The 12413-nt window shown below is 65.5% G+C and carries 12 protein-coding genes and 1 tRNA gene; 8 read left to right on the forward strand and 5 right to left on the reverse strand.

What is annotated here, in order from left to right:
- Window positions 1-77: 77 nt before the first annotated feature.
- From M3I53_RS01350 to M3I53_RS01380, 7 genes are all read left to right on the forward strand, one after another.
- A tRNA-Met gene (locus M3I53_RS01350) sits at window positions 78-154 on the forward strand.
- A gap of 146 nt (window positions 155-300) precedes the next feature.
- The gene (locus M3I53_RS01355) at window positions 301-846 is read left to right on the forward strand and encodes an NUDIX hydrolase (protein ID WP_254314186.1); all 546 of its coding nucleotides are present in this window, start codon (window positions 301-303) and stop codon (window positions 844-846) included.
- A gap of 26 nt (window positions 847-872) precedes the next feature.
- The gene (aat, locus tag M3I53_RS01360; RefSeq protein WP_254314187.1) at window positions 873-1637 is read left to right on the forward strand and encodes a leucyl/phenylalanyl-tRNA--protein transferase; all 765 of its coding nucleotides are present in this window, start codon (window positions 873-875) and stop codon (window positions 1635-1637) included.
- Window positions 1638-1890: 253 nt separating this feature from the next.
- A complete protein-coding gene (locus M3I53_RS01365) occupies window positions 1891-2655 on the forward strand; it encodes an arginyltransferase (protein WP_254314188.1) in 765 nt (254 codons plus the stop codon).
- 79 nt (window positions 2656-2734) lie between these two features.
- Window positions 2735-3769, forward strand: coding sequence for a quinone-dependent dihydroorotate dehydrogenase (locus tag M3I53_RS01370; RefSeq protein WP_254314189.1), 1035 nt, complete (start codon window positions 2735-2737; stop codon window positions 3767-3769).
- An 82-nt stretch (window positions 3770-3851) separates the two neighbouring features.
- Entirely contained in the window at window positions 3852-4649 is a 798-nt protein-coding gene (locus tag M3I53_RS01375; protein WP_254314190.1) for a cystine ABC transporter substrate-binding protein, read from the forward strand.
- A gap of 122 nt (window positions 4650-4771) precedes the next feature.
- On the forward strand, window positions 4772-5431 hold the full coding sequence (locus M3I53_RS01380) for an amino acid ABC transporter permease (RefSeq protein WP_254314191.1): 660 nt from the start codon (window positions 4772-4774) through the stop codon (window positions 5429-5431).
- An 82-nt stretch (window positions 5432-5513) separates the two neighbouring features.
- Here M3I53_RS01380 and M3I53_RS01385 read toward each other — a convergent pair whose 3' ends face one another.
- The 3 genes from M3I53_RS01385 to M3I53_RS01395 form a co-directional block, all read right to left on the reverse strand.
- Window positions 5514-6491, reverse strand: a complete 978-nt coding sequence (locus tag M3I53_RS01385) for a Gfo/Idh/MocA family protein (protein WP_254314192.1) — start codon at window positions 6489-6491, stop codon at window positions 5514-5516.
- A 178-nt stretch (window positions 6492-6669) separates the two neighbouring features.
- Window positions 6670-7389: a FadR/GntR family transcriptional regulator gene (locus M3I53_RS01390; protein WP_254314193.1), complete on the reverse strand. Its 720-nt coding sequence runs from the start codon at window positions 7387-7389 to the stop codon at window positions 6670-6672.
- A gap of 369 nt (window positions 7390-7758) precedes the next feature.
- Entirely contained in the window at window positions 7759-9318 is a 1560-nt protein-coding gene (locus M3I53_RS01395) for a mannose-1-phosphate guanylyltransferase/mannose-6-phosphate isomerase (protein ID WP_254314194.1), read from the reverse strand.
- A gap of 782 nt (window positions 9319-10100) precedes the next feature.
- Between M3I53_RS01395 and M3I53_RS01400 the strand changes: the two genes are divergently transcribed.
- Entirely contained in the window at window positions 10101-10835 is a 735-nt protein-coding gene (locus M3I53_RS01400) for a Crp/Fnr family transcriptional regulator (RefSeq protein ID WP_254314195.1), read from the forward strand.
- A gap of 238 nt (window positions 10836-11073) precedes the next feature.
- On the opposite strand, the gene M3I53_RS01405 is transcribed toward M3I53_RS01400, so the two are convergent.
- Together M3I53_RS01405 and M3I53_RS01410 are read right to left on the reverse strand one after the other, a co-directional pair.
- A complete protein-coding gene (locus tag M3I53_RS01405; protein WP_254314196.1) occupies window positions 11074-11685 on the reverse strand; it encodes a hypothetical protein in 612 nt (203 codons plus the stop codon).
- A gap of 72 nt (window positions 11686-11757) precedes the next feature.
- Complete coding sequence (locus tag M3I53_RS01410) at window positions 11758-12351, reverse strand: hypothetical protein (RefSeq protein ID WP_254314197.1); 594 nt, start codon at window positions 12349-12351, stop codon at window positions 11758-11760.
- Between the last annotated feature and the right edge of the window lie 62 nt (window positions 12352-12413).

Raw genomic sequence — 12413 nt, forward strand, 5'->3', positions numbered from 1 at the left:
GCAAACGCATGGAAAGGCACTCGTCATTAGTTGTTGCAACGCGGCGCGAACTGTCATATAATCTTTTCTTCGACGGACGCGGGGTGGAGCAGTCTGGCAGCTCGTCGGGCTCATAACCCGAAGGTCGTAGGTTCAAATCCTACCCCCGCAACCAGCAGAATTCGAAAGGGTTACAGGTCATTGGCCTGTAACCCTTTTTCCGTTTACGCTTCTTCAAGGCGCGGCCTTCCCGTCTTTGGGCACATGAGCGAAGCCACTGAGCGGTGATAAACTCGCATCACCCATCCCCCTATCGTGCCCATGAAATTCTGCTCGACTTGCGGTCAGGCGGTCAGCCTGCTCATTCCGCCCGGCGACAATCGCGAACGCTACGTCTGCTCGCACTGCGGCACCATCCACTATCAGAATCCGCGCAACGTGGTCGGCACGGTTCCGGTCTGGGAAGACAAGGTGCTGTTGTGCCGCCGCGCGATCGAGCCGCGTTACGGCTACTGGACGCTGCCCGCGGGCTTCATGGAGATGGGTGAGACGACCGCCGAAGCCGCGGCGCGCGAGACGCTCGAGGAAGCCGGCGCGCGCGTCGAGGTGCAGAACCTCTTTTCGCTTCTGAACGTACCGCGCGTGCACCAGGTGCATCTGTTCTATCTCGCGCGCCTTCTCGACATCGAGATCGCAGCGGGCGAGGAAAGCCTCGAAGTGCGGCTTTTCGACGAGCACGAGATTCCCTGGGACGACATTGCGTTCCCTACGGTCGGGCAGACCCTGCGCTGTTTCTTCGCCGATCGCCAGTCGGGCAGTTTCGGACTGCACACCGGCGACGTTCTGCGCTCGCTGCGCGACGGCTGATCGCCCTTCTGACTGCGCCCGCGACGATGGTCCCCTGGCTTTCGCCCGACGAACCGTTTCCCGCCGTCGAGCGCGCACTCGGCGCGTCGAGCGGCGCGCCAGGCCTGCTCGCCGCCAGCGCGGACCTGCTCCCCTCGCGCCTCATCGATGCCTACCGGCGCGGCATTTTCCCGTGGTACTCCGACGGCCAGCCGGTGCTCTGGTGGAGCCCCGACCCGCGCATGATCCTGCGTCCCGACGAATTCAAGGTCTCGCCTTCGTTCAGGAAGACGCTCAAGCGCGTGCTGCGCGAGGACGCGTGGGAAGTTCGCGTCGACAACAATTTCGCCGCCGTGATGCGCGCGTGCGCGAACGCGCCGCGGCACGGCCAGCGCGGCACCTGGATCACCGGCGATGTGATCGACGCCTACTCCACCCTGCACCGCGTGGGCGATGCGCACAGCGTCGAGGCCTGGTTCGGCGGCGAGCGTGTGGGCGGCCTCTACGGCGTGGCGCTCGGCACGATGTTCTTCGGCGAGTCGATGTTCGCCTCCATGACCGACGCCTCGAAGATCGCGCTCGCGGCGCTCGTCGCGCATCTGCGCCGCCACGGCGTCGAGTTGATCGATTGCCAGCAGAACACCGCGCATCTCGCCTCGCTCGGCGGGCGCGAAATCTCGCGCAAGGCGTTCATCGCCCATGTGCGCACGCACGTGAACGCCGCGCCCATTCCCTGGAAATTCGACAAAGCCGTGCTCGCCGATCTGCTCGGCGGGTCGGGCGCGCCCGACGAGTTCTTGCCCGCTGCGTGAATGGCCGGCGAGCGGCAAATGAGTGGCACATGAGCGACGCATGATCGCTCGCGTGCGCGCTTGCGACAGCCCGCGCAATTCGATGGATACATGTTCGGCGTCAATGTTAGACTCAATAGCGAACCTGCCGCCGCCCGGCCTTCCCTGGCACGCCATGTGCGGCGCGCCGAGGGGTCTGCAGGGCTTGCGCGCGAGGCTGGGTGCGCGACGCGCGCGCCACGCGACGATCCGAACTGCTACGAGAGCTGCCAACGTGACGCATCCAAACGAGCTGCCGCTTTCACCGCTTTCCGCGCTGCAATTCTATGCAACGGCGCCTTACCCCTGCAGCTACCTGGAGGGGCGCATCGCGCGCTCGCAGGTGGCGACGCCCAGTCATCTCATCAATTCCGACGTCTATACCGATCTCGTGAAGGCCGGCTTCCGGCGCTCGGGCGTGTTCACCTATCGTCCCTACTGCGACGGCTGCCGCGCGTGCGTGCCGGTGCGCGTGCCGGTCGAGCGCTTCACGCCGAGCCGCACGCAGCGCCGCGCGTGGAAGCGGCATGGCGCGCTCGTCGCCACGGTCGCGCCGCTGCACTACGACGAGGCCCACTACGCGCTCTACATGCGCTATCAGTCCGCGCGCCACGCGGGCGGCGGCATGGATCGCGACAGCCGCGACCAGTACGAGCAGTTCCTGCTGCAAAGCCGGATCAACTCACGGCTGGTCGAATTCCGCGAGCCGGACCCCGCGCATCCGGACGAGCCCGGCGCGTTGCGCATGGTGAGCATGATCGACATCCTCGGCGACGGGCTCTCCTCGGTCTATACGTTCTTCGACCCGGACACGCTGCACACGAGTTACGGCACCTACAACATCCTCTGGCAGATCGAGCAGGCCCGCAGCCTTCAGCTGCCTTACGTCTATCTCGGCTACTGGATCCGCGAGAGCCCGAAAATGGCCTACAAGGCGCACTTCCAGCCGCTCGAAGGCCTCTTCGATGGCGCATGGGCCGCACTCACGCCCGAAGCCTGAGCCCGCGGCGCATCGCCCCGGGCCCGCGTTGCCGCTAAAATAGCGGGTTCCCATTTTCCGGCGCACGCGCCTTCTCCCCGTGTTCAGCACCCTTTATCCGTTCGTCCGCGACCAGCTCTTTCGCATGGACGCCGAAGACGCCCATCACCTCTCGCTGCGCATGATCGGCGCCGCCGGGCGCACCGGCATGGCGGGCCTGCTCGCCCCGCGCGTGCCCGATTCGCCGCGCACTGTCATGGGCCTCACCTTCCGCAACCCGGTGGGGCTCGCCGCGGGCCTCGACAAGGAAGGCGCCGCGATCGACGGTTTCGCCGCACTCGGCTTCGGCTTCATCGAGGTGGGCACCGTGACGCCGCGCCCGCAGCCGGGCAATCCGCGCCCGCGCATTTTCCGGCTGCCGCAGGCGGGCGGCATCATCAACCGCATGGGGTTCAATAACCACGGCGTCGAGCAGTTCGTGAAGAACGTGCAGGCCGCGCGCTATCGCGGCATTCTCGGCCTGAACATCGGCAAGAACGCCGACACGCCGATCGAGCGCGCCGCCGACGACTATCTGTTCTGCCTCGAGCGCGTCTATCCGTTCGCGAGCTACGTGACGATCAACATCTCGTCGCCGAACACGAAGAATCTGCGTCAGCTGCAAGGCGGCGGCGAACTCGATGCCCTGCTCGCCGCGCTCAAGGACAAGCAGCAGCGCCTCGCAGACATGCACGGCAAGCTCGTGCCGCTCGCGCTCAAGATCGCGCCCGACCTCGACGACGAGCAGGTCAAGGAAATCGCCGACACGCTCCTGCGCCACAAGATCGAAGGCGTGATCGCGACCAACACCACGCTCTCGCGCGCGGCGGTCGAAGGCATGCCAAATGCGAACGAAACGGGCGGTCTCTCGGGGCGCCCGGTATTCGACGCCTCGAACAACGTGATCCGCAAGCTGCGCGCCGAGTTGGGCGGCGACGTGCCCATCATCGGCGTGGGTGGCATTTTTTCGGGCGACGACGCGCGCGCGAAGATCGCGGCCGGCGCCTCGCTCGTGCAGGTCTATACGGGCTTCATCTACCGCGGCCCGGCGCTCGTCGCCGAATGTGCGCGGGCGCTGGCCTCGGGCCGCGCGTAAAGCTATAGTGGCAGGCTAGTCATGGCGCATCGGAGGCGCTATGCCTGGCACCAGAATCGCAGCAGCAGAACAAGAGGAAAACATGAAATCCGGTTTGCTGAAAAAACTCCTTGCACTCGCAATCGTCGGCGCATCGTGCGTCGCGGCCAGCGCCCACGCCGATGACCTGCTCGACCAGGTCAAGGCGCGCGGCACGCTGCGCATCGGTCTCGAAGGTACGTTCCCCCCGTTCAACTCGAAGGCGCCCAACGGCGAGCTGGTCGGCTACGACGTCGACATCGCCAAAGCCGTGGCCGCGAAAATGGGCCTCAAGCCCGAATTCGTCACGACCGAATGGAGCGGCATCATCGCCGGCCTGCAGGCAGGCAAGTTCGACGTGATCGTGAATCAGGTCGGCGTGACCGACCAGCGCAAGGCCGTGCTCGACTTCTCGCCGGCGTACACGTACTCGGCCGCGCAGCTCATCCAGCGCAAGGACGACACGCGCCAGTTCAAGACGCTCGAAGACCTCAAGGGCAAGAAGCTCGGCGTCGGCCTCGGCACCAATTACATGGACATGGCCAAGTCGGTGCCGGGCATCGACGTGAAGACCTATCCGGGCGCCCCTGAATATCTGCGCGACCTCGCAGCGGGCCGCCTCGACGCGGCGCTCAACGACCGCCTGATGCTCGCCTACCTGATGAAGAACTCGCAGCTGCCGCTGCGCACGGGCGCGACGGTCGGCGCCGGCAACCCGTCGGCGATCCCGTTCAAGAAGGGCAATCCGAAGTTCGCCAAGGCGATCGACGACGCGATGACGCAGCTCGAAGCCGATGGCACCTTCATGAAGATCTCCGACAAGTGGTTCGGCATCGACGTGACGAAGCCGATCTCGCAATGATCCGGCAATGATCGAGAACGCCGCACAGTCCGGCTGACGCGAAGGGCGGCATCGCACGATGCCGCCCTTCGCACATATGCATCCATTGCAAACCGCGCCACTTCCATTGGTTACCTACGCCCATGCCCATCTATACGCTCATCATCCAGTCGCTGCCGGTGCTCGCACAGGGCGCGGTGCTGACGGTCAAGTTCGCCGTGCTTTCGATGATCTTCGGGCTCATCGGCGGTGCCGTGCTCGCGCTCATGGGCATCAGCTCGAACCGCACGCTCGTGTTCATCGCGCGTGTGTATGTGAGCCTGATGCGCGGCACGCCGCTGCTCGTGCAGATCTTCGTGATTTATTACGGATTGCCGAGCATCGGCATCTCGCTCGACCCGACGCCCGCAGGCGTGATCGCGCTTTCCGCGAACGTGGCGGCGTATCTCTCGGAGAGCATGCGTGGCGCGATTCTCGGCATACATAGCGGACAGTGGCTCGCGGCCTATAGCCTCGGCCTCTCGCGCAGCCAGACGCTGCGCTACGTGGTCGCGCCGCAAGCGTTGCGCATTGCCGTGCCGAGTCTCTCGAACAGCCTCATCAGCCTCATCAAGGACACGTCGCTCGTTTCGGTCATCACCGTGACGGAGCTGCTGCGCAGCGCGCAGGAAATCATCGCTTCGACGTATCAGCCGCTGCCTCTCTATCTCGCGGCCGCCGCCGTGTACTGGGTGCTTTGCCAGGTGCTCGAATGGGTGCAGCACTGGTACGAAAGGCGCCTCGCACTGCCTACGCGCCACTGATTTACGTCCCTGACCTCACGCGCGTTTTTTCGTACGCGGCCCGCATGCGGGCCGTGTCGCTTTTGGGCCGCTATTCGGCTTGTCACTCGCAGGGGAAACGCAGTCCGAGCGCCGCTCGCGCGGCGTCGGCCATGGCGAGCATGCGGCGCGACGTGTCGTGCGTCATCACCGGGCTTTCGAGCGCGCCGGCGCGCAGCAGCTCGCAGAAGTGCGCGGTCTCGTAGTTGAGGCCGCCGCCCTCGAACGGCTCGTCGAGTTCGACGACGCGGCCATCCACATAGCGCACCGTTGCGCGCGCCGGGTTCCACCAGTTCGCGTGTATCGTCACGTTGCCGAGCGGCCCCGCCAGCAGCGCGTCGCCATAGCCGTGCAGATCCAGCCCGCAGAACAGCTGCGCAATGCCGCGCTCATGCTGACAGTTCAGACTCGCGAAGGTATCCACGCCAGTCGAGCCGAGGCGCCCGACGGTCTGCACCTCGCGCGGCGCGCCGAGCCAGTCGACAGCGAGAAACATTTCGTACACGCCGATGTCGAGCAGCGCACCGCCCGCTTGCTCGAATGAAAGCGAGGGATGGTCGGCAGGGACGCTTGCCACCGAACAGCCCGCGCGCACGAGCCCGACCGGCCCGATGGAATCGGCATCTAGTTGCGCGCGCAATTTTCGATAGAGGGGATAAAACGGCGGCTTCATCGCCTCCATGAAGAGGCGCCGCGCGCGGCGCGACGCGTCGAGCACGCGTTCGAGCTGCGTGCCGTTCACGGTGGCGGGTTTTTCGCACAGCACGGGCAGGCCGGCTTCGAGCGCGGCAATGGCGAACTGCGCGTGGCTGTCCTGCATCGTGGCGATGTAGACGGCGTCGATGCCGCTCGCAAAGAGCGCATCCACGCTCTCGGCCGCCTTTGCGCCGCAGCTGTCGGCAAGCGCTTGCGCAGTCGCCGCGCGCCGCGACCAGACCGCTTCGACGCGTGCATGCGGGACGTGCGCGACGCCCTGCGCGAAGCGATGCGCAATGCGGCCCGCGCCGACGATGCCCCAACGTATCGTTTGTTTTTCGCTCATGTGCTGCGTGCTCCGGCTGTGAGGTCCAGGGCCGCCGCACAACGTATGTCACGCGCGGCGCACCCAAAGACATGCACGATACCGGCACACGCAGCGCGCCGCAATGCGTCCGCCTCGATGCGTCCGCCTCGATGCGCTCGCAGCGAGCGGACGGACGCGAGCGACGCGACGACCGCCCTTAGCGCTGCTCCAGCGCCTCGGGCGCGAGCGCGCGAGTGAGTTCGTCGGCGGTGTATTCGATCATCGCGAGCGCGGCCGCTTCGGCCTCTTTCGGCGCACGCCGCTCGATCGCTTCGACGATGCGCCCATGCGCCGCCACGACGTTGTTCCAGCCGCCGTCACGCGTGCTGAGAATCGGATTCACAAGCGAGAGCGCGCCGCGAATGATCGCCGCCATCTGCTGATAAAACTGATTCCCGCTCGCCGCGAGGATGCGCGTGTGCAAAAGCGCGTCGGCGGTCTGGAAATTCGGATCGTCGGTGCTCGTCTGGCGCAGCGCCTCGAACGCCTCGCGAATGCCGGCAATGTCCGCCGCACTCGCGCGCGCGGCCGCGAGGGCGCACGCCGCCGGTTCGATCAGGCCGCGAAATTCGATCACGTCGCGCAAAAACGTCTTGTCCGGTTTCGAACGGAAACGCCAGCTCACGACGTCCTCGTCGATCATGCGCCAGTCGCGCATGGGCCGGATGCGCGTGCCTATTTTCGGCCGCACGTCGAGCATGTGACGCGCGAGCAGCATGGAGAGCGCCTCGCGCATCACCGTGCGGCTCACGTCGAACTCCTTCGAGAGGATGTCCTGCGGCGGCAGCACGGCGCCATACCGCTCCTCGACGATGCCTGAAATCAGCCCGTCCATCACCTTGCTGACGAGCGAGCGTTCCTTGTTCCCCAGTTCCATGACCCTACCCCCCCCGATGTGGGCGTTATCGCCCATGTTTGCGGATACTGCGCGGGCCCTCGTGCGTCGTCGAACTTAGGTGTTACGTTGCCATGCGCATCGCATAATTCGCCAGCCAGGATATCTCCTGACATGATGCTTGCGGCATGCATCTTGTTCGTATTTACGCGTGTTGCGTCTGCCCTTGCGCTGCTGTTTTTGTAAGGCGATCGTATGAATCGCCCGCTTACTTCAATCGCACGCTTTCAATCGGCTTCAATCAATCGGCAGTCCCTGGCTGTGCATATGCAGGGACGTCGGCGTGCATGTTTCTTCTGCGCACGCTTTTCGCGCGCGGCCCAACGTTGTGCTTTTCGGCGTTGCGTTTATTCAACGTTGTATCCGCCCGTACTCATCGTCGAAGCGCACGATGTCGTCTTCGCCCAGATAACCGCCCGACTGCACCTCGATGATCTCGAGCGGCGTCTTGCCCGGATTCTCCAGCCGGTGCTTCACGCCCAGCGGTATGTAGGTCGATTCGTTTTCCGACAGCAGGAAGACCTCCTCGCCGCGCGTGACGCGCGCCGTGCCACGCACCACGGTCCAGTGCTCCGCGCGGTGATGATGCATCTGCAGCGACAGCCGCCCGCCCGGCTTCACGACGATGCGCTTGACCTGGAAGCGTTCTCCCTGATCGAGCGAGTCGTAGCAGCCCCACGGCCGCTCCACGCGCCGGTGATGCTGCGCCACCGCGCTGCGCTCCTGCCTGAGCTTGCCCACGATCGCCTTGACGTCCTGCACGCGATCCCTCGCCGCGACGAGGACGGCGTCAGCCGTTTCGACCACCACTACGCCATGCACGCCCACGCAAGCCACGAGCCGACCGTCCGAGTGCGCGAAGGTGTCGGTCACGTCTTCGAACATCACGCGCCCGCGGGCCACGTTGCCGCTTTCGTCCTTGTTCGACACCTGCCACACCGCATCCCACGCGCCCACGTCGGACCAGCCGGCCACGAGCGGCACGACCACGCCCGTGAGCCGCGCGTTGGCGCCCAGCGACTCCATCACCGCGTAATCGATGGAATCGGACGGGCACGCGGCGAGCGCCGCGGCATCGAGATGCACCGTGCCGTCGGCGTCGATGGCGGCCGCCTCGAAAGCCGCCGCGCATTGCGCCGCAATCGCCGGCCGGCAGTGCGCGATCGCGGCGAGCCACACGGATGCACGCACCACGAAAATGCCGCTATTCCAGAGGTAATCGCCAGAGGCCACGTAACTTGCCGCGCGTTCGGCGCCGGGCTTTTCCACGAAACGTTCGATCACGCGTGCGCCGCTCGCCCCGAGCGCCGTCCCCGCGCCGATGTACCCGTAGCCGGTCTCCGCGCGCTGCGGCGGCACGCCCAGCGTGACGATCGCGCCGCGCGCCGCGTACCCCACCGCTTCTTCGAGCGCGGCGGCAAACGCCGCGCGATCCGCGATCAGGTGGTCCGCCGGCATGGCGATGAGCACAGGGTCGCTGTCGCATACGGCAAGCGCGCCATCGCGGGCGAGCGCCGCTTCGTGCCCGGCGCGTGCGGCCAGCGCCGCGACAGTGAGCGCCGGCGCCGTGTTGCGCGCCACCGGTTCGAGCACTACGCGAGCGGGCGTGCCGCTGCGATGGAGCCGGTCGACGGTCATGAGCCGCAGTTCCTCGCTGCTCACGACGACAGGCGCGGCCTTGCGGATCGCCGCGCCCGCCTGGGCATACAGCCCGTCGAGCCGCCGCACAGTGGCTTCGAGCAGCGACTCGCCGTCGAGCAGATCGATCAGCTGTTTCGGGCAATGCTCGCGCGAGAGCGGCCAGAGCCGCGTGCCCGAGCCCCCGGCCAGCACCACGGGTTGAACGACGAGCGCGACTTCGGGTTCATTGGCTGCCGCGAGCAAGCCGGCAGGCGTCACGAGCTGATTCATGCAGTGAGCTCCCTTTGGAATACGTCGGGTCACGTCGACGAACGCCGCGCCTGCCTGCCGACAGGCTCGCCCGAAGCGTCACGCGCTTCCCGAACCTTTCAAGCCTCGCAACGCCTCGAGGCTTTTTACGGACCCCATTGGAGCAAACCTCGGCATGCCAATCTGTACGCATACCCACACTGACCGCGTGCGCACCCGGCGGCCGCGCCCCCCGGCCGCCCACGCGGGATGTTTCAGCGCCGAACATCTTTTCGCCGGCTACCTCTGCGTTGCAACAAAACTGAATCAAAACCGCTGTTTTTGAGCGTCGCCGCCCGAATCGCCGAGGATGCATGTTTCAACGAGGAGCCATTTCTGATTCCCCCGGTCGCCGCGACAAATAGCTCAATAAATCATCGACTTGCTACGTCCAAAAGGGCAATGCGCAGCGCGGCCAGCCGCGAAGTCGCCGTACAAAACTGAAACAAAAACGCGGCATTTCGCCGCGCTGCCGCATGGCCGACTCGTGCTCAGCCGCTCCAATGCGTGCTTTCGCACTGACTGGCACATACCCTGCTAAAGAGAGATCGCCACACGAACGCGCATGCGCACGAGCGATACCGCGCACACAAACGCGAGAGTGCGACGAGGCAAGAACAAGCAGGAATGAGCACGAACAGCGGGACTAGCGGGCCGGCACGACGAACACAAAAGCCGCACGGGAAACGGCAGACAACAACGAGTTCGGCGAACGGAATCAAAAAACAGGAGGCGGCACGCGCCGCTTCGCACGAGGACCAGTCATGTTAACCCTCCAATCCGATCTTCACGGCAACCATTTGCTGGGCGCCCTCCCGTCGCATGAATGGCAGGCTCTCGCCCCGCACCTCGAACTCGTTCATCTGCGCACCGAACAGTTGATTTGCGATTCCGGCCAGCGCATTCATCACGTGTACTTTCCGACCACCGCGATCGTCTCGCTGCTTTCGACGATGGAAGACGGCAGCTCGGTCGAAATCGCGGCTGTCGGCCGCGAAGGCATGACGGGCGTGCCTGTGCTCACGGGCGGCGAAACGATGCCCAACCGCGTGCAGGTGCAATGCGCGGGCTTCGCCTATCGCATGAGCGCGCAGGCCCTCAAGCAGCAATTCGCGCGCTCGGACTTCCTGCGCCGCCTCATGCTGCTCTATATGCACGCGCTGCTCACGCAGGTTGCCCAGACCGCTGCGTGCAATCGTCACCACTCGCTGAGCAAGCAGCTGTGCCGCTGGCTGCTGATCGAAGTGGACCGCGTGGCTTCCAACGATCTCAGCGTCACGCAGCAGCTGATCGCCGACATGCTCGGCGTGCGCCGCGAAGGCATTACCGAAGCCGCCGGCAAGCTGCACGACGAAGGCCTGATCCACCACAGCCGCGGCCATATCCGCGTGCTCGATCGCGAGGGCCTCGAAGCCCGCGCCTGCGAGTGCTACGGCATCGTGCGCCGCGAATTCGACCGGCTGCTGCCGCGCCTGCACCAGGCGGAAACGGTCGAGTGAGCGCCTGGTCTGCCGCGCGTGCGCTGCGCGCCGCCAGTTCATTCGCGTCTCCTCCCCTGACCAGGCGTGCCCGCGGCGGCACGCTTTTGCGCGCCCGCTCGCTTTTCCTGCACCGTCGCGCGGCCAGACACGCAAGGTCGAGCGCAAGCGAAACATAGAGGATTCCGAATCGATTGGATCGCTCCGCGCTAGCTGGAGAGAACAGGAGCACGCCCTCTTCTCTTCAGCCTTGCGGGTCTCAATGGGCCGAAGGCACGAGCGCCTGCGCAAGCGGCAAGGCGGGCAAGTGCTCGCGTTCGCGCACGAACGGGTCGGTCGGCTCCTGAAGCTTCGAGTCCGGGCTCGTGTCGGCATTGCGCAATTGCAGGGGCGTGCCGTCGTTCTTCGCGACCTTGCGATTGTCGCCGCAAGGATGATCGGTCTGCGCGGCAGCCTCGCGGAAGTCGTCTTCCTGACACATGATGTTGAACGCAATGTCCTTGCGGTCCATGCGCCATGCCACGGCCGCATTCAGGCGCTTGTTGCAGTCCATGTCCTTGATCGTGCCCGCGGCCGTCGCGCCCACGCCCACCACCGACACCGCGGCGGAAATGCTGCCCCAGCAGGTCTCAGTCACCGACGCCGTCAAGGCCGGCGCGTAGACCGTGGGCGTCGTGCGCACATCGTAGCCGCCGTGATACGTGACGTCCGACGTACCGCCGCTCGGCAATACGACGGTATTGGAGACGGTGCTCATCTGGCTCGACGTGGACGTGGTCCCCGACGTCATGGTCGGCGTGGTTTGCGCCCACGCGGCGCCTGCAAACAGCAACACCCCGGCAACGGCAATTTTTTGTTTCAGCTTGCTCATTCTTCTCTCCGTGAACGGAAAGGGGGCAGCGCCCCCTCTCCGACGCGCTAGTGAACGGCTGACCCGTTCGGATTACCAGTGCATGCCGCCCGTGAGCGAACCCGAACCGCCCGCTGCGACGATGCCGACGCCGCCGTCCGCATTGGCGGTGCCTGCGCCGTTCGCGGTTGCGTTCGACGTGAAGCCCGAGCCGCCGTAGCTGCCGCTCGAACCGTTGAACGACGTGTTGATCACCGACGAGTTGAAGTTCTGCGAACCCGACTGCGTGGCGCTCGTGAAGCCGAGCGTCGACGAATTCTGGTTCGTGCTCGTCGTGCCGGTCTGCCCGACGTAGCCGTTAGCCGTCTGGCCGTAGGTCTGCGAGTTGCCGTTTTGCGTCGTGTAGCTCGAACCGAACGTGAGGCTCGCGTTCGAGAACGACTGGTTGCCTTGCGACACCGTAGCGTCGATATGGCCCGGCACCGTCAGTGCCGACGTGAAGCTGCCATTGACCGAGGAGGTCGAGTTCGACGTGAGTGCCGTTGCGCCAAAGCCGACGCCCGCTGCGCCCACCGCCGACGTGGTGGAGGACGACGGCGCGCCCATACCGCCGGCACCGCCTGCGAATGCGGCAGCCGAACCGAAAGAGAGCATGGCGGCGAGCGAAATGGCCTGAATCTTCTTCATGATTGTGGTCTTCCTGATAAAGCAGGGGAACGTTGGATGAATGCGCGCGCACTCCCCCTGAT

The sequence above is a fragment of the Paraburkholderia sp. CNPSo 3272 genome, assembly GCF_024206495.1.
Taxonomy (GTDB): domain Bacteria; phylum Pseudomonadota; class Gammaproteobacteria; order Burkholderiales; family Burkholderiaceae; genus Paraburkholderia.